The organism is Acinetobacter terrestris (assembly GCF_004331155.1).
GTDB classification, from domain to species: domain Bacteria; phylum Pseudomonadota; class Gammaproteobacteria; order Pseudomonadales; family Moraxellaceae; genus Acinetobacter; species Acinetobacter terrestris.
The window spans coordinates 12,303-30,853 of sequence record NZ_SJNZ01000009.1 but is presented as its reverse complement, the minus strand read 5'-3'; the positions used below and the strand labels follow the sequence as shown (position 1 = coordinate 30,853).

Annotated in this window: 17 protein-coding genes; 11 read left to right on the top strand and 6 right to left on the bottom strand. The window is 36.1% G+C overall.

All coding sequences use genetic code 11. The features are described 5' to 3' along the window. The first annotated feature begins 157 nt into the window (after positions 1 to 157). Both otsB and E0H81_RS06690 read left to right on the top strand, forming a co-directional pair. Positions 158 to 1,006, top strand: a complete 849-nt coding sequence (otsB, locus tag E0H81_RS06695) for a trehalose-phosphatase (RefSeq protein WP_131317609.1) — start codon at positions 158 to 160, stop codon at positions 1,004 to 1,006. After that, positions 994 to 2,439, top strand: coding sequence for an alpha,alpha-trehalose-phosphate synthase (UDP-forming) (locus tag E0H81_RS06690; protein ID WP_131317607.1), 1,446 nt, complete (start codon positions 994 to 996; stop codon positions 2,437 to 2,439). Before otsB ends, E0H81_RS06690 begins: the two co-directional genes overlap by 13 nt. 84 nt (positions 2,440 to 2,523) lie before the next feature. Here the strand turns inward: E0H81_RS06690 and E0H81_RS06685 are convergent, their stop codons facing one another. Continuing rightward, the gene (locus E0H81_RS06685) at positions 2,524 to 3,717 is read right to left on the bottom strand and encodes an MFS transporter (RefSeq protein ID WP_131317605.1); all 1,194 of its coding nucleotides are present in this window, start codon (positions 3,715 to 3,717) and stop codon (positions 2,524 to 2,526) included. 682 nt (positions 3,718 to 4,399) lie between these two features. On the opposite strand from E0H81_RS06685, the gene E0H81_RS06680 reads away from it, so the two are divergent. Further along, complete coding sequence (locus tag E0H81_RS06680; RefSeq protein WP_131317603.1) at positions 4,400 to 4,723, top strand: pyrimidine/purine nucleoside phosphorylase; 324 nt, start codon at positions 4,400 to 4,402, stop codon at positions 4,721 to 4,723. Positions 4,724 to 4,944: 221 nt separating this feature from the next. On the opposite strand, the gene katE is transcribed toward E0H81_RS06680, so the two are convergent. Both katE and E0H81_RS06670 read right to left on the bottom strand, forming a co-directional pair. Further along, a complete protein-coding gene (katE, locus tag E0H81_RS06675) occupies positions 4,945 to 7,074 on the bottom strand; it encodes a catalase HPII (protein WP_131317601.1) in 2,130 nt (709 codons plus the stop codon). A gap of 83 nt (positions 7,075 to 7,157) precedes the next feature. Next, positions 7,158 to 8,576 carry an iron-containing redox enzyme family protein gene (locus E0H81_RS06670; RefSeq protein ID WP_131317599.1) on the bottom strand — a complete coding sequence of 473 codons (1,419 nt, stop codon included), beginning with the start codon at positions 8,574 to 8,576 and terminating at the stop codon, positions 7,158 to 7,160. Positions 8,577 to 8,816: 240 nt separating this feature from the next. Here E0H81_RS06670 and E0H81_RS06665 point away from each other — a divergent pair, with 240 nt between their 5' ends. From E0H81_RS06665 to E0H81_RS06645, 6 genes are all read left to right on the top strand, one after another. Continuing rightward, positions 8,817 to 9,287: a CinA family protein gene (locus tag E0H81_RS06665; protein WP_131317597.1), complete on the top strand. Its 471-nt coding sequence runs from the start codon at positions 8,817 to 8,819 to the stop codon at positions 9,285 to 9,287. A 214-nt stretch (positions 9,288 to 9,501) separates the two neighbouring features. Continuing rightward, positions 9,502 to 9,942, top strand: a complete 441-nt coding sequence (locus E0H81_RS06660; protein WP_205677719.1) for a hypothetical protein — start codon at positions 9,502 to 9,504, stop codon at positions 9,940 to 9,942. A 94-nt stretch (positions 9,943 to 10,036) separates the two neighbouring features. Then, positions 10,037 to 10,345, top strand: coding sequence for a hypothetical protein (locus E0H81_RS06655; RefSeq protein WP_131266243.1), 309 nt, complete (start codon positions 10,037 to 10,039; stop codon positions 10,343 to 10,345). A 294-nt stretch (positions 10,346 to 10,639) separates the two neighbouring features. Then, complete coding sequence (locus E0H81_RS06650; protein WP_131317596.1) at positions 10,640 to 11,506, top strand: SDR family oxidoreductase; 867 nt, start codon at positions 10,640 to 10,642, stop codon at positions 11,504 to 11,506. Between the two features lie 249 nt (positions 11,507 to 11,755). Then, positions 11,756 to 11,926 carry a hypothetical protein gene (locus tag E0H81_RS15910; protein WP_165492597.1) on the top strand — a complete coding sequence of 57 codons (171 nt, stop codon included), beginning with the start codon at positions 11,756 to 11,758 and terminating at the stop codon, positions 11,924 to 11,926. Positions 11,927 to 12,166: 240 nt separating this feature from the next. Beyond that, complete coding sequence (locus E0H81_RS06645) at positions 12,167 to 12,400, top strand: hypothetical protein (protein ID WP_131266241.1); 234 nt, start codon at positions 12,167 to 12,169, stop codon at positions 12,398 to 12,400. Between the two features lie 409 nt (positions 12,401 to 12,809). Here the strand turns inward: E0H81_RS06645 and E0H81_RS06640 are convergent, their stop codons facing one another. Then, entirely contained in the window at positions 12,810 to 13,085 is a 276-nt protein-coding gene (locus E0H81_RS06640) for a hypothetical protein (RefSeq protein WP_131317595.1), read from the bottom strand. A gap of 474 nt (positions 13,086 to 13,559) precedes the next feature. Between E0H81_RS06640 and E0H81_RS06635 the strand changes: the two genes are divergently transcribed. Further along, entirely contained in the window at positions 13,560 to 14,141 is a 582-nt protein-coding gene (locus E0H81_RS06635) for a lipocalin family protein (protein ID WP_131317593.1), read from the top strand. A gap of 107 nt (positions 14,142 to 14,248) precedes the next feature. Continuing rightward, complete coding sequence (locus E0H81_RS06630; protein WP_131317589.1) at positions 14,249 to 15,670, top strand: cryptochrome/photolyase family protein; 1,422 nt, start codon at positions 14,249 to 14,251, stop codon at positions 15,668 to 15,670. 136 nt (positions 15,671 to 15,806) lie between these two features. Here the strand turns inward: E0H81_RS06630 and E0H81_RS06625 are convergent. Beyond that, a protein-coding gene (locus E0H81_RS06625) for an IS3 family transposase (protein ID WP_425320989.1) occupies positions 15,807 to 17,185 on the bottom strand; the annotation gives its coding sequence in 2 pieces (ribosomal slippage) (positions 15,807 to 16,711 and positions 16,711 to 17,185; 1,380 coding nt in all). Further along, positions 17,186 to 18,133, bottom strand: coding sequence for an IS30 family transposase (locus tag E0H81_RS06620; RefSeq protein WP_131317585.1), 948 nt, complete (start codon positions 18,131 to 18,133; stop codon positions 17,186 to 17,188). Positions 18,134 to 18,551 lie beyond the last annotated feature (418 nt).

The window sequence follows — 18,551 nt, the reverse complement described above, 5'->3', positions numbered from 1 at the left end:
TAAGCATATGTAAATAAAAACAAAAAATAACAGAGTTAAAATAAGAAGAAAATATGTAAATTTTATTTAAATTATGTAGGTTTAATAATAAATTTATTCGATATTCAAATTTTTGATGCTATTAGTTATTCATCAGAATAAGTAGTAGATATCAAATATGTATAATGCTATAAGCCAATGTTTAAGTAATAAATCTTATTCTTCAAACGTATTACAAGTTATTTCTCATCAGCATTCTAAAGAAAAACAATACTGTGTATTTCTGGATATAGATGGGACACTTTCCGAGTTTAACTCGGATCCTTCGCAAAGTTTTATTCCTAAAACCACGTTGCAAACCTTACAGCAGTTAAAAGATTTAGATATCCCGGTTATTGCTGTAACTGGACGTTCTGTACAAGTCGCTTCTCAGCTATTTTCTCCCCTTCAGTTACCTATTGCAGGGACGCACGGTTTAGAAATACACCTAGATTCAGACCAGAAATTAGATACATTGGTAGATGAAAGTGATATTTCTTTGCTGCAACACAATGTTCAAAAGGCCTGCCTTCGCTATCCTCAGCTATTAATTGAAAATAAAGATTATTCAGTCGCCATACATTATCGTCAATATCCAGAACTGGCTGAAATTGCAAAAAAAATTGCACATGATATCCAGCGCATGCAGCCAGAATTTAAAATAAATGAAGGTAAATACGTATTTGAGTTATTACCTGCAGAGGCTGATAAAGGGCAAGCCATCCAAAAAATTTTAGATCATTATAATTTTCAAAATTTTTTACCCATTTTTATTGGGGATGATAAAACGGATGAATCCGGTTTTAAAACAATAAATAACTATCACGGCGTCAGTATAAAAGTTGGAGAGGAAGAAACCCAAGCGTGCTGTCGCCTTAAAAATGTTGCAGACGTCGCTCATTTTCTGGACTTATATTTACAATTTTTAAAAACACCTCTTTCAAGACAGTCTCAAGTATCAAAAGGAGAAAAAGCATGTCTAAATTAATTGTATTGTCGAATCGTGTGAGTTTACCTAATCCCGATAAAACCACTGCAGGCGGTTTGGCAGTCGCTTTACAAGATGCGCTGAACGATATTGGGGGAATATGGTTAGGATGGAATGGTGAAAAAATTAAAAATCACCAGGAGCCATACTTTAGTTCGACTGAATATAAAGGCGTGGAATACATTACCACCCCTCTCACTGAAGAACAATACAGCGGCTACTATTGTGGTTTTGCAAATCGTACCCTTTGGCCCGCCATGCATGATCGTGCAGACTTAATAGAATATCAGCCAGAAGAATTTAAAACCTATCAAGACGTCAACCGTTTATTTGCCCAACAACTTTCTGAAGTCGCTCATCCAGACGATATTATTTGGGTACATGATTATCATTTTTTCAGTGTGGCACGTTATTGTCGTGAACTGGGCATGCAAAATAGAATTGGATTCTTTTTACATATTCCCTTTGCGGGTAGCAATATCTGGAATTTAATTCCCACAGCCCAAACAATCATTCAAGACCTTTGTCATTATGATGTGGTCGGCTTACAGACTGAATACGACCAAAAACAATGTATGGATGTCTGCCATCATTTCTTGGCTTCTCAGGTCATTGATTCTAATGTATTAAGCTATAATCTCCGTCAGATCACGATTCAATGCTACCCAATTGGTATTAATCCCGAACTTATCCAGAAAGTCGCTCAACGAAAACTGGAAAATTCTCATCCTGTATTTGAATTTGATGATTTAGCGGATCAAAAAACAATTATTAGCGTCGATCGGATTGATTATTCCAAAGGATTGATTGAGCGTTTTAATGCTTTTGAAGAATTTCTGAAAGAATATCCTGAATATCATAAACACGTCACCGATTTACAAATCGCGTGTCCATGTCGTATGGATATCCCGGCTTATAAAAATTTATACGATCTTATAGATTCAAAAGTTGAGTTAATTAATCAAGAATTTTCACAGGATAATTGGCAACCCATCAATTGTACGAATGAAACGGTAGAGCATGGTGCCTTGATGAAAATTTATCGTCAGTCCGATATCTGTTGGGTCAATTCATTACGTGATGGCATGAATCTGGTTGCAAAGGAATTTATTGCAGCACAAAATCCTAACAATCCTGGTGTTTTGATTCTTTCTAAATATACCGGTGCCGCTGAGCAAATGTCGGAGGCCATTATTGTAGATCCGGAAAATTGTGGTGATATGGTTAAAGGATTAAAAAAAGCTTTAACCATGTCAAGATCAGAACGTATAGAGCGTTACAAACATTTAATGCAAGGTCTAAAACGTTTTGATATTAATGACTGGCGGAATGCTTTCTTGAAAGATCTTAGACGAGTTGAGCTATTCAATATTTTTAAACCTTCTATGCGGAAATCTTATAATCAGCGTGCTCATCAGCAAATATATACCTAAGAAAACAGCTTTCTTCTAAGCACTAAAAAGCCGGAATATCTAATGATATTTCGGCTTATATTTACTTCATTGGGCGGATAAGAATTAAGAAGCTTTAACCTGAGTAAAATGATTTAAAAAGGTAATCAACATTAATAAAGCTGCAATCATCCCAAAAACAAGGCTGAGTCCCATGATTTCACTGGTCAGTCCCACCAAGGCAGGTCCCAATAAAGATCCGCTATAAGCCATCGTCGACACACATGATAATGCTGCTGCTTTAGGCATAACATTTTGACGACCTACACGTGAAAACATCACCGGTACGATATTCGAGCTACCTAAACCCAGTAAAGAATAACCTATTAATACGACTATCCAGTGCGGTGCCATAACTACAGTGAAAAGACCCAGTGAGGCACAAATAGCACTATAAATAATGATATTTTTTTCGCCCAACATTCTTTGTAAATGATGACCAGCAAAACGTCCAATCGTCATCGCGATAGCAAAAAATGTATACGCAAGTCCAGCAAATGCCGGCTTTAAGCCATACTCACTGACTAAATAAATACCACTCCAATCCATGGCTGAGCCTTCGGAAAGAAAAGCGATAAAACACACCAGACCCATCAATAGAACCAGTGGGCTAGGAAATTTTCTCGTTTTATTGTTTATTTCTTCAGGATTAATTTTCTTGTCTTTTTCAATTTCAGACAAACTATGCGGAACAGCAATTAAACCGATGATGACCAATAAACTGCAAATTGCCAAAGCACTCATCAGTGGTGATATACCCATCGCAAGCAATGCGGTAACCGTCATTACCCCAGCCAATCCACCCAAGCTGCACATACCATGAAACTGCGACATCATGCTTTTAGTACTATTCTTTTCTACAATTACAGCTTGTAGATTAATAGCAACACCTAAGCTACCTGCAGCGGTACCAAATAAGAACAAGGCTACTGACATAATGATGATGCTATTGCTCAAAGCAAAAGTCGGTAAAATCATTAATAAAAGTAAAATTGCGACCGATATAATCGCGCGACAACCCACTTTTTGAATCAATAGTCCTGTTGCCGGCATAGCAATCATGGAACCCAAACCGATACTCAGTAACAATGTACCAAAGTCGGCATGATTAAGATGAAGTCGCTGCTGGGCATAAGGAATAAGCGGAGCCCAAGCGGCTGTACTCAATCCTAAGCTGAAAAAGCATAAGAGTGTAGATAAACGCTGCTGAGCATGATGTTGTGTTGCATGGTCTAGATGTGCTGTTTTGGAAGAAAACATGTGTGTGCCACCACGATAAGAAAGTTCTGGGCATCCGAATCCAAAATGATTTCCATAGAAAAACCTCTGTAGATTTATTGAAGAACCAATCACTGTACAGAGGCTGAATTTGGCGGAATTATACACAAAAGAAACGTAAATAAATTGCCTTTTTTAAAAAATTAAAAACTGTTTTGTAACCGACCGGATGGTGAAAAAATATACAGATTAGAGGCTATAAATAAGCTATTAAATTTATAGATTATTTTGCAGATAGACTTAAATTAAAGCTCAATTTTCATAATAAGTCTTTTCTCTCAAAACAAGAGCATTGACTGTTACAACTATACGCTTGGGCTAGAATAAACAGGAAATTTCAGGTTCAACCTGAAATACACTATTCAAGTAATTAATGCTTGTGCTTAGTATTTAATAAGACCAGCAAAAAGATCTTATGTATTTGTTTTAATTATTAATTATACTGAAATTTCATCTGTATTTTTTAGTTGAATCATCAAGATAATACAGCCCAAGATTATTAAGTGTTTATAAGTCTTAATGTTATATTTTTGTACAATAAATAGCTATATAAAATTTACACAATTAAACAAAAAACTATATATCTTAGGTACCTGTTTTCATTGCCATTATATATTCTGTAATTGCTCAATAATTATAAAAATACCTTTACAGGAGCATGTTAATGTCAACTCAATTCGATTTCGTTTCTGTGGTTAAAAAGCCAAATATCTATTTTGATGGTTTATCTATTAGCCGTACAATTCAATTCAAAAATGGAATAAAAAAAACAATAGGCGTCATTTTACCCACGGAACGCCCTTTAACCTTTGAAACGCATGTACCGGAACGTATAGAAATCATTTCAGGTAAGTGTCATGTTCAGATCGCAAATAACCTAGAGGGCCAGATTTATTATGCTGGACAGTCATTTTATGTGCCAAGGAATAGTCGTTTCAGCATTATGACAGATGACGTCTTGGACTATATTTGTCATCTAGAGGACTAAATTCAATCTTACATAAAAAGCGAACAGTATTAAGCTCATTGATTAAATTTTTATTTAATCTATATAAATAGAATTTTAAAAAATATGAAGATATGATTCCTATGCTTTCATTATAAAAATAAGATACATCGCAAATAATGAAGGGAACATTAATGTTCCCTTCATTTAAATAATAGCTCACTCTACAGGAGAATGAGCATAGATATATGCTTCATGAAAACTTAAGCAGGAATACCTTCTGCAATTGCTTCCCTAGCCCAAATACGATGATTACGGATCAGCTCTTTAAACTGGTCACTGACTGCATTAAAGCCTTCATCATGTAAAGTACCTTTATCTACCACTAACTGTAGATCATTCAGCAGATTTTTCTTGTCACCCAAGAAAACGATTGGTTTGAGATGCTTATAGGCTTCTAAAATATAGTGAGTCGCTACCCCATCCATTTTAACCACATCGTAGTTGTCACCATCTACAATTACTACTGCATCATACATAACAGAAGGCTCGCCTTTTTGCATACCGTCTGAAGCCAATGGCATTTTCTTGTCATTTAAAACAGGACCTGGGGTTGGGGTAAGAATATGCGCCACCGCACTTTCAGCTTTTGCCCATTGTTGAATGGCATCCACATTTGCCTGATTAACATTATCATGGACCAGTACAGCAATTTTTCTGGCTTTAATATCTTTAGGGATAAAAGCTTCGAAACTGATCTTGGCAGATTTTTCAACAGAAGATTTTTTAAGATCTTTATCCGAGTTTTTAGGCACTTCAATGCCCAATTTTAAACCGACCTGTTGAGCTAAATCTAAATCAATATTCGCCAGTATCTCTTTCACTTCACGTTCACGGATATGTATTCGTTTAACTTTACTTAACTCAAATACATAGGCATCTACCACGTGTTTTTGTTCATGTGGTGCCAAGCTTTGGTAGTAAAGTCGCGTTTGCGAGAAGTGATCGTTAAACGACTCGCTACGTGCACGAATTTTATTGCCGTCAATACGTTCCTGATAGCTTTCAAAACCACCGTCCTGTGCAGCAGGCGGAGTTTCTACTGGCCAGTTGCTATCAATAGAATCCGGTTCATATGGCGCCTGTCCGCGATGCACAAATGTTTGATGCATGCCATCGCGCTGGTTGTTATGGAATGGACATACTGCTCGGTTGATCGGCAATTGATGGAAGTTTGGCCCGCCTAAACGACTCAGCTGAGTGTCGGTATAAGAGAATAAACGTGCCTGCAATAGCGGATCATTGGTAAAGTCTATCCCGGGAACAATATGACCTGGACAGAAGGCAATCTGTTCAGTTTCAGCAAAGAAATTATCAACATTACGATTCAGTACCATTTTGCCGATTGGAATAACAGGCACCAGCTCTTCTGGAATAATTTTTGTAGGATCCAGCAAATCGAAATCGAAGCTCATTTCATCTTCTTCATTGACGACCTGAATACCCAGTTCCCACTCCGGATAATTTCCATCTTCAATCGCATCATATAAGTCACGACGATGAAAATCAGGATCTTTACCGGCTATTTTCTGAGCTTCATCCCAGACCAGCTGAGTTAGACCCTGTTTAGGCGTCCAGTGAAACTTAACAAAAATACCTTTACCTTCGGCATTAATAAGGCGGAAGGTATGTACCCCAAAACCTTGCATTGAACGAAAATTTCGAGGAATTCCGCGATCTGACATAGCCCACATGACTGCATGCGCCGTTTCTGGAACTAATGATACGAAATCCCAAAAAGTATCATGAGCAGATTGAGCAGTTGGAATTTCAGTATGCGGTTCTGGTTTCAGGGCATGCACGAAATCTGGAAATTTAATCCCGTCTTGTACAAAGAAAACAGGCGCATTGTTGCACACCATGTCATAGTTGCCTTCTTGAGTATAAAACTTGATGGCAAAACCACGAATATCACGCACTGTATCTGATGAACCACGCGGTCCCTGTACAGTAGAGAAACGTACAAAAAGAGGTGTTTGTACTGATGGGTCGGTCAAGAAACCAGCTTTGGTGTATTTTTCATTGCCTTCATAAGCCTGAAAATAACCGTGTGCACCTACACCACGCGCATGCACAATACGTTCGGGTATACGTTCGTGGTCAAAATGGGTGATTTTTTCTCTTAAAATAAAATCTTCGAGTAAAGTTGAACCACGCACTCCTGCTTTTAAGCTATTTTGATTATCGGAAATTTTGACCCCGTGATTGGTGGTCAGCGCCTCTCCTGTCGGATCACGTCGGAATTCATCCAACTGTTGCAGTTTTGCATTGGTATTTTGTTTATCTAAACTGTCCGTGCCTGCGAGTTCACTTTTCTTTACTTTAGGGTCCATATTCCTACCTATTATTTGTGGGTTAAAGTATGACTTTGTGGGTGGAAAACTGTTTCAATTCAAAAATTATGTTTAGATCAAATTTAATAGCTGGATGATTTTTTATCGTTCAGAAATGGAAAGAGAAAGTCGACAAAACGCTGGGTACACCAAAGGCCAACCTCATTATGATGTGCATGAGGGGCTAGGTAAGGAAGCAACTTATTCATCTTGATAGCGAGATTGCCGGTTTCTGAAATCTGCTGTTGAATATCTTCCAGCTCTCCATCAGACAAGTAACTGAACATAAAATCATTTTTATTTTTAAGCGCAGAATTAATTCGCTGATGTTTTAAATCAAAGTTTTTAGAATGCTCTCCTGCAATCCAGTCATAAATAATCTGCTTTTCTGTGGAGTTAAAGACGCCGTACATTTTCCCTTCTTCATGACTAATTAACTGCCAGAAGCGGCTTTCTTCAGGATCTCTATTCATCTTGATCCATTGCTTCTCAATCAGAAGATCTACAAATTCTTCGACTAAATTCGGCTCTGAAAGCCATTCATTAATAGACCGATTATTCAATTTGCATTTATCGCTGTGGATCACATTCCCTACTAAAGCTTTACGTTTAAAAATCTTAAGCACCATGGCTTCTAAATTGAGGTTTTTAATAATCTGCCGTGATGATAATCCTTTATTATTTAAAGCAAAGCCTGCCTTTACTTTATCCATAAAGGCATCTTTATCCTTGAACTTACTGTAAATCTTCTCAAGCGCTTTAATAGATAAATGTGCATGACCATTGTCCATATTGTCTATGGTGATATGCAGATTAAAATATTGGGAATTGATCCCTAATTCTTTAAGTTCGTAATTGGTAATCAGAAGATGTAACGGCAGTTGCTCATATCCCAAATTAAAACCAATAATTTCTGGAATGAATTCTGGCGGAGCGTAAGCAAGCGCTAATTGGATCGCAGGTTGATGATAATATTCATCTTCTAGCTCTAATACGAAATGCTCTAAACCTAAGCTGAAAAGCAAATCATCATATACGGTGACATGATTGGCTTTGGGCAAGCCTAATCCGAGTTCTTCAACATAAATCTGGATTAGGTCTCTAAACACTGGGTCATTCCAGTAATGAACGATGCTATATAACCATGAACCGTCTACCCGCTTTACCGGAGCAACTTTAATTAAAAATTCAAATGCTTGACCCACATTTTTAAAATATTCACGCTCTGCTCCGCTATTTCTTCGTTCTTTATATAACTGATATTCATGACATTGATTATGATTACTGTTCACAATCCATTCATGAATTTCACTTAAATTTGAAGGGAAATCGGAATAACTTGAATTGAGGGCATGAATTTCTTTTTTTAAAAAAGCGGATGCTTTTCGTTCCTTATCGGGTGTAGAAATATTTGAATCTAGAAAAAAAGTAACTAAATCGCAGTAACTTTGATGGTTTTTATCAAGTAAATCTAGCAATTGTTCTTTTACTGCTACTGGCATTTTTATTCTCCACGCGGTAAGTATGCTATAAACCTCATTGATCAATATGACATGGTGAAAAACTCTAATTGTTATTATTCGTTTATTTTGTGTTTAATTGGTTTTCATTGGTTTATATAATTCAAACACTTAAGTTACAAAAATCAAAAAGTGTGATAAAAAATACATTTAAAAACTATATTGTTAATATCTAAATCTCTGCTTAAAATAATTTTATTCAGTCTGAATAAAGTTATAAATATGACTACTAAATGCTCTGAATTAATAGCCAAAAACAAACTTAATATTACTTTTATTGAAAGTGCCTCTGCAGGTTATTTGGCTTACCGCTTCTCCCTTACTCCTTTTTCGGGCGATATTTTAAATGGTGGTCTGGTTTGTTACGACTTAAAAATCAAGGAAAATGTTTTAAAAATCTCACCAAAAATGATTAAGAAATACACGCCAGAATCTTCTGAAATTACTGAGGAATTGGTTAAAAAATCAAAAAGAATATTTAAATCAGATATATATGTTGGATGTACAGGGCTGCTTAAACCAGGTGGTTCAGAAACCAAAGAAAAACCTGTAGGTACTTTCTTCTATTCTATTTTATATAAAAACAAAATATATAGTTATCGTTGTTTTTGCAAAGGAAAAAAGGAAGATAAACTAAAAAAACTAATTAATTTTATTTGTAAAAGTTTAATTAAAATTATTAAAAATAGTTAATATCTTGTAATCTAGATTTAAATTATTTAATCTTATTTTACTGAATGATTGATAAGCTTGTTTATATAAATTGTATTGAAATAACATAAATTAAATATTACATAATATGTAACATCTGTTTTGTTTTTTAATTAAAAATTCATGCTAATAATAATTATATCTGGTTTAAACAGATTTTAAGATTTCACTAAAATATATATTATGAGGTGTAAAAATGACTACTGTAAATAATCAGCAAGATCAAAATAATGCTAATCCAAATCAACCCCAACAGCAAGGTGGCAATCAAGGTCAACAAGCTGGGCAGCAACAAAATGATCAACAGGGTCAACAAGCTGGGCAGCAACAAAATGATCAACAGGGTCAACAAAATCAGCAAAACCCGCAAGATCAGCAACGCCAACAGCAACAACAAAATGACAATCACGGTCAACAAGGTGGACAGCAACAAAATCCGCAACGTCAGCAACAGCAAAGTGGCAATCAAGGCCAACAAGCTGGACAGCAGCAAAATGATCAACAGGGTCAACAACATCAGCAAAACCCACAAGATCAGCAACGCCAACAGCAGAAGCAAAATGACAATCAAGGTCAACAAGCTGGACAGCAGCAAAATTTTAAACGAAATCCAAATGAGCAAAATAATCCGCAGTAATAAATACTGTAGTGATAATTAGATTTCATACTTTCACCGGTAGAGATGATTAAACAATACTTTCTCTTGCGGGTTCAAAAATCAGGAGTTAATAATGACCACGAATGTAGAAAATCAAAATCGTACTCCAAATAGCGAAACTGATCAGTATTGGCGAGACAGCTATACTAATCGCCCTTACTACAGTGATTTACAGCGTGACATTCCAGACATTGATTATGATCGAGATCTGTCTTCTGCTTATGAATTTGGTCGAAACTCACGTTCTGAATATGGGGAAAATGCCCGATTTGAAGATTCAGAATCTGACCTTCAAACCAAATGGGATAATTTTAAAGCAGAGTCTCGTTTAAAATGGGATCAAGCTAAGCACGCTGTAAAAGATGCGTGGGATAGAATGTAAAAATTCTAGAATATGGGCTTTTATAGCCCATATTTTTTTGCCTAAAGCATAATAAAACTAAGCCTTTTGAGCATTTATTCATATTAAATTTAGAAAATTTATTGCATAAAAAATTTTATAGGATTCATTAAATATAGATTTAAGTATAAGGTTAATTCTTTATTCATTATTTTTAATAATAAATAAGTTATTAACTTAATTAATGCATTATGTTATTTAATGTTTTTCTCTAATAAAAAAATATGAAAATCAAATAACATATGATCAACACATTTAAAAAATGGGAAAAAGAATATGAATGAATATCCTAAGACGCCATCTACAGAAGTACAAAGCCATCAACCCGGTATTCAATCCAAAATGGATCCCCAACCAGAAATAATCAAAGACAATTATCCAGGAAGCAATAAATTAAAAGATAAGGTCGCGTTAATCACTGGCGGAGATAGCGGAATTGGCAGATCAATTTCCGTACTATTTGCCCGAGAAGGTGCAGATATTTGCATCTGCTATTTAGAAGAGGATCAAGATGCGCTTGAGACTAAGCAAATGGTTGAGAATGAGGGACGACGTTGTTTACTTATAAAATGTGATTTACAGCATCAAGATGAAATAAGAAAAATGGTAGAACTGGCTCTGCAAGAATTTAAAGCCATCAATATTTTAGTTAATAATGCAGGCGTGCAATATCCACAGAAATACATTACAGATATCACTACACAACAGCTTTTTAAAACTTTTGAAACCAATATTTTTTCAATGTTTTATTTAACTGAAATGTTAATCCCCTATATGAAACAGGGTGATACGATTATTAATACGACAAGTATCACCAGTTATCATGGGCATGATTTACTTATAGATTACGCGAGCACTAAAGGTGCGATTACTTCATTCACACGCAGCTTATCTACAAATCTCTTAAAAAATAAAACAGGGATTCGCGTAAATGCTGTGGCTCCAGGCCCTATTTGGACCCCTTTGATCCCCAGCAGTTTTGATAAGGAACAGTTGAAAGACTTCGGTAAAGACACGCCAATGGGACGCATGGGACAACCCAGTGAGGTCGCCCCTGCCTATTTATTTTTAGCCTCTGACGAAGCAAGTTATATCTCTGGACAAGTCATTCATGTTAATGGCGGAACTATAATAAATGGCTAAACCATAATTAAATAAAAACAAATCCATAATGATTTATATTGAGTCATTATGGATTTCTTATTGTTTTTAACATTATAGGTTTTATGATAAATAATTCAATTAATTAAATTTATAACAATTTGATAAATATATTTTATTTATAACTTAACAAGTCTTAATTAAAATTTACAAAAACTTTGCATATTATTTTTATGGCTTAAGTCATATTTTAACTATAAATATTGATGCAAATTAACAGGAGGATTGAACATGCCTACTGATAACAAATCGGCTTATACCGATAAGCAAAAGCGCAAGGCAGAACATATCTTTGAAAGTGAAAGAGAACGTGGTGTTTCTGAAGAAGAGGCAGAACGTATCGCTTGGGCTACCGTTAATAAACAAGATGGCGGTGGTAAGAAAAAAGGACAGCGAGATTAGAAGGATAAATATGTTTTTTCATATCTTAAAGCCCTTTAATAAGGGCTTTGTTGTGCTGACTTTATCTTTATTTGGAGTTTATTTACCGTTTATCGGGAATCAAAATAGAATAAATATTTTAAAAACATCATTTTAAGGCTGTATTAAACAACTTTAACTTGCAGATCACAATTTAACACTATTTCAGTTCCCCTGCTCATCTACAATCTGATTTTTACTTTAGGCGAGGTAGAAAAGCAAATGGCGCTCTATTGCATAAAAAAAGATGGTAATTTTTTAACTTATCGCGATCAATTTAACGACTCATATACTTGCGAGATATCAGAGTTGCATTTTACGATGTTTAGTCAATGGCACTGGACGACTGATGAAGAAGACTCAAAAATTTTTACCAGTCAAAAAGAAGCCGAACTTTTTATTGCAGAGCATTATGGAGAGTTTTTTCGGAACGCTGAAATAACTTTACTAAAATAATGACGACTTCACTGATTATCTAATTTATATAAACAGAATTTATTTAAATAAATCATAATTAAAATTTAAAGTAATTAAAAAAGTAATTAAAGCAGATTTAGTGTGGAATAGTATCATGTAGAGACCACAAAAATAGTTGCTTGATTCGTGTGATCAAGGTCGGAATTATAGAATCAGAATTAACGAAATAGAAGGCAAATAAAATAACTCATCAATAATCTACCCAACAGAAACAACCCTCCTCACCATCGAAAAGCATTTAGAAATCAAGCTATAAACTCTTCATGACCCTATAAATAAAATTTTCTTTAGAAGTCTCACTTCTTAATATTCAAGATTTTATGAATTGGCAAATAATAAAAATAAACGAAGCGCGGATCTAAGATCCGCGCTCTTTTATCTATCATCGTTACTTTTGCTGATTCTGCTGATTTTGATGACGCTGTTGATCATTTTGTTGTTGCTGTTGGCGTTGTTGATCTTGCGGGTTTTGTTGATTTTGCTGACGCTGTTGGTCATTCTGTTGCTGTTGTTGGCTTTGCTGATCTTGCGGGTTTTGTTGACCCTGTTGATCATTTTGCTGCTGTTGGCGTTGTTGATCTTGCTGGTTCGGTTGACGCTGCTGATCATTTTGTTGCTGCTGCTGACGTTGTTGATCTTGCTGATTTTGCTGTTGATTAGCCATTTTTATATTCATCCTATTTTTAAAATAAATCACAGTGGTTTGTAACTACTCTAAATTTGCATATCCCTTGAGAGAAAGCTATGAGGCTCATGTGACATTTCTTGTCATTGTAAAGTCCGATATTTTTAAATCAGAATAAATGATTCATTAAAATCAATTTATTTAAATATTTTAAAAAATATTAATTACATTTTTTACTTAATCAAAACATAGATAAAATTTTAATCAGTTAATAAAATTTAATTCTTTGAAAAGAAGAATTTTTTACAAGAGTCATTATTAAACAGAACGAAATTTTCGTAAAATTAACTTAATAATTATTTAAGCTAACTAAAATAAACTTTATAAAATGCTATCAAGTCTTTGATTAAATAAATTTCATTCTCTTTATTACATAATATTACACCAGATGTTAAAAAAACAATTAAGGTAAGTATATGAAGTTACTACTCTATTTTATTGGAATAAATATTTATGACTAACATGAGTAAAGGACCAAGTCTTAACTTGGCGAAAATTACATTCGCTATGGCGATTGGTGCGAGCAGTATATTAACTCTAGCGCATGCCCAAACTGAGCCATTACAGGCTGTTGAAAAGATTGAATTAAATAAGTACTTGGGGACTTGGCATGAAGTTGCCAGAAAACCTTTATATTTTCAAAGAAAATGCGACAGCAATGTGACCGCAAACTACTCTTTGAACAAGAATGGTAATATTAAAGTCGACAATAGTTGCTATACAAAAGATGGAAAGTTCAAACAGACGATTGGTGAAGCTTTTGTACAAAATGCCCCTTCCAACTCTAAACTTAAAGTAAGTTTTTTACCTAAAATCATCCGTTGGTTGCCAGTTGGACGTGGTGATTACTGGGTATTAAAAATTGATGAGAATTATGAAACGGTATTAGTCGGTGAGCCCGATAAAAAATATATGTGGATTCTCTCACGCTCACAGCAGCCCCAACCGGAAGTCGTACAGGAATATTTGAATTACGCGGAATCGATTGGATATGACTTGAGTGATGTAATCAAAACCAAGCAGACTCAAAAATAATTTACATAATAAAGCCACTAAAGCATGGACTTAATGTTCATGCTTTTTTTATGTCGCAACATTGCATAGAATAATAATCAATAATCTTCTCGAGACATTATACGTTCATGCAGCTCATTTGGTTTCGGCAGGATTTACGCATTCAAGACCACACTGCTCTTTGGCATGCCACACAAGCGGGACCCTGCCTTGCATTGATCATCATCTCACCTGAACAATGGGCTTTACACCACGACTCTGCTGTTAAGATAGATTTTTATTTAAGACAACTTCAGGTTTTTAAAACACAGCTCAAAAACTTGAATATTCCGTTACTAATTCGTCATATTCCCTTTTGGAAAGATGTTCCCCAAGGTATTTTGCAGCTTACACAACAATTCAATATTAATTGCATACATGCCAACATTGAACTGGGCGTCAATGAATTAAAGCGAGATGTACAGGTTCAAAAGATCTTAGATCCCTATAATAAGGCGTTCGAGCTATATCATGACCGCACTTTATTTCCTGTGGGCAGCATTCGCAATAAGAGCCATCAACCCTATCAGGTGTTCAGCGCATTCAAGAAAAATTGCTATGAACGGCTCAGCGTGAGTTTACCGCAGTGTTATCCTCAAATTGAAGTACAGGCTGCTCTTCAGCTTGATTCTCTTGATGATCAGCCGGTTTGTACTTTTGCAGATCTATATCCAAATCAACCTTCACCAGATCTTCAGAATCGTTGGCCAGTCAGCGAAGAATATGCCTTAATGTTATTGGATGATTTCATCAATGACAAAGTCACTCATTATGAGAAAGAGCGAGACTTTCCTTATCTGGATTCAACCAGCCAGTTATCGCCCTATCTAAATTTAGGGATGATTTCTATCCGTCAATGTATTCAGGCCCTCTTTCGTCAACAGCAGGGACATTTCCATATAGCACATTTAGGTCAGCAAACCTGGCTGGATGAATTATTATGGCGCGAGTTTTATCAGCATATTTTATTCGATTTTCCGCAGGTTTCTAAACACCAGCCTTTTAAGGCAGACACAAAAAGAATCCAGTGGCGTGATGCCCCCGAAGACTTGGCTGCCTGGCAGCAAGGGCAAACCGGTATTCCGATTGTAGATGCAGGGATGCGACAATTATTGGCAACGGGCTGGATGCATAACCGAGTTCGTATGATCACGGCCATGTTCCTGACCAAAAACCTGCTGATTGACTGGCGACTGGGTGAACAATGGTTTATGCAGCATTTAATTGATGGTGACTTGGCAGCCAATAATGGCGGCTGGCAATGGTGTGCTTCTACCGGAACGGATTCAGCACCCTATTTTCGTATATTTAATCCTGTTAGTCAGTCGCAAAAATTTGATGCAAATGGAGACTATATTCGCCAATGGGTCCCTGAACTGGCCCATTTAGATGCTAAAACCCTGCATGAGCCTTATGCCAGAAATTCCAATTTAAATTTAAACTATCCCAAACCGATTGCAGATCTGAAACAAACCCGAATTCGTGCCATTGAGGCGTTTAAGAATATTTAAATGAATATGGATTAGGTGGTTAAGTCGAAGTAGTGAAATCAAAAACTCTTAATTTTTCTATTCTTTTCAGAAGACAAGTTATATGTAATAAAAAAGCCCGGCATCCTGATCTGACCCCCAAAAGTTAGACAGTAAGTTAGGCAATTTCTAAGGACTGATTTCTGTATTCTACAGGGGTCAGTCCTTTCAATTTAACCTTGATTCTTTCATGATTGTAATAGTGAATATATTCTTTCACTTTTTGCTCCAATTCATCAACTGATTTAAATTCTTCTCCATAGAAACATTCAGATTTAAGTATTCCAAAGAAGCTCTCCATAGCAGCATTATCTAAACAATTCCCCTTACGTGACATACTTTGGGTGAGCCCTCGTTCTGCTAACTGTTTCTGGTAAAATCTCATTTGATATTGCCAACCTTGATCAGAATGGATCATTGGCTTCTCATTTAGGTTGAGTGTCTCTATAGCCTCTTTAAGCATATCTTTGACTAGTCCGAATACTGGTCTACGTTCCATTTGAAATGCAATAATTTCACCGTTAAATAAGTCCATGACGGGAGATAGGTAAAGCTTGTCCCCCCGAATATTAAATTCAGTCACATCAGTAACCCATTTTTGATTAGGTCGCTCAGCCTTGAATTGACGCTGCAATACATTGTTTGCAATTTTACCTACTTGCCCTTTATACGAACGGTATTTCACAACCCTAATACGTGATTTAAGCTTCATAGATATCATCAATCGCTGTACACACTTATGGTTCACGATCAAACCTGTATTTCTCAATGCAAGCGTAATCCTGCGATACCCATAACGCCCTTTATGCTGATGATAGATCACTTTGATTTGCTGTTTTAAATCACTGTATTTATCATTGATTTTTGATGATTTCTGATGATAAAAATAGGTACTACGCGCCATCTTGGCTGCACATAGCACATGCTTTAGTGGGTAGTTTTGCCTTAATTCAGATATGAATCTTGCAGCCGTTGCTGTTCGACTTTTTCCTGTTCTTTCTGCTTCTGAATCAAGGCTCTCCGCTTTTTTAGGAAAGCAACTTCAGCACGTAGATATGCCAACTCCTCAAGCAGTTCCTCATGGGTTTTATCCTGATCTGCTTGAGTATATTGAGCTCTCGTTATCTTTGGCTTTAGCATGCTTTTGGGCCGTCCTCTAGCTTTCGGTTTCAAGCCATCTATACCGTTTTCTTTATATTGTTTCAACCAATCTCTTAACGTGCTTGTTTCTTTAATATGAAAGCGTTGCATCGTTTCTCTTAATGAAGCTCCTTCCTCACATATTGCTTTAACAACTTGATATTTAAATTCAACCGTAAAAGTTGTTTTAGATCTTCTGAGTTCTAAGCCTGCCATGCCATAAAGTTTAAATGCTTTACTCCACTTTTGAACATCTGATCTATGAACATTAAAAATTTGACCTGTTACAGAGTCGCCATGACCAGACAAGTAATGCTCCACAACTTTTAATTTAAATTCTTGAGAATATTTAGCCACTTAGATTAGCAGTTGAAGTGCAACGCCATGTTGTTGCCATAATACCTGACTCGGACTTTTAAAGCCGAGTCTTTTTCTTGGGCGCTGATTTAAACGTTGTGTGATTTCTGAGATATATTCATCCGTATACTGATTCAGATCACTGCCTTTTCTAATATATTGCCTGATTAAGCCATTGGTATTTTCATTCGTGCCGCGTTGCCAGGCGCTATAGGGATCAGCGAAATAGAAGTCAATTTCTAATTCTTGAGCAATATATTCATGCAGACTAAACTCTTTACCATTATCTGCTGTAATTGTTTTGAGCTGATCTTTAATCGGCTCGAGTAGGCTGATCGTTGTTCGACAGACTTCCCCAGACTTACGTGAGCTACACTTTTTCAACCACAAATAACCTGTCTTACGGTCAACAATAGTGACCAGTGATTGTTGATGATTCTTACCAACAATTGTATCTATTTCCAAGTCGCCAAAGCGGCTCCGCTGTTCAATCTCACTAGGTCTATCATGAATACTGTTGCGATTGTTCAGCTGACCACGTGTTTCAGAGCTACCATATTTCCTCTTTCGCTGATTTCTAAAGCGTAAATTTTGAAATAGCTGACCACCGCTATTTTTATCTCGCTTTATGTAGCGGTAGATAGAATGTGAACTGACTGGAACATGGGACGCGATTTGTTCAGGACTCCACTGAAGATGCAGATAAGCAAGAACACGTGTCCAAGTTTCGAGAGGAATTATTTTGGGATTTGAACAATGTCGTCTTCGAGCTAAGAGGTTAGCATGTTTAGCGAAATAACCATTCCTTGCTCGATTGCGTGTAGTTTCCCTGGAAATGGTTGAAGGTGAGCGATTTAATCGCCAAGCGATATAACGTTTAGAAAAACCTTCGCGCAATAAGGTATGAATCTGATATCTTTCTTCTTGAGTAAGATGAGTATAGTTCATGATGCAACTTTGACTTTGGTCGGTCGGATGCAGAATGCTAGCTCATCTTGCTCCCTTCCAGTATTTTAATCTCTGTTGCACTTCATATGAGAATCTAAGCCATTAAAAAGCACCCTTCAAATTAGACTAAGAGTGTCCAACTTTCGGGGTGCAGATTATCCTGTCGGGGTTTTTCGTATTGGTTCGCTCGGTATAACTCCTGTCGTACCTTACTATCCTTGTGCTTGTCTATTGTTATTCTTGTATGGAGCTTCCTGCTCTCTATGTCCCCATCATATGAAATTTCCACTATCTGGTATAGCAGCAAAGAACTGAGATTGATGTACGCTTTGGACTACAAAATGGCTTAAATTTTATCCACAGAAATTGGGGATATTTTTAGGTCCTAGATCCTTATGAACTGCACATAAAACCACAA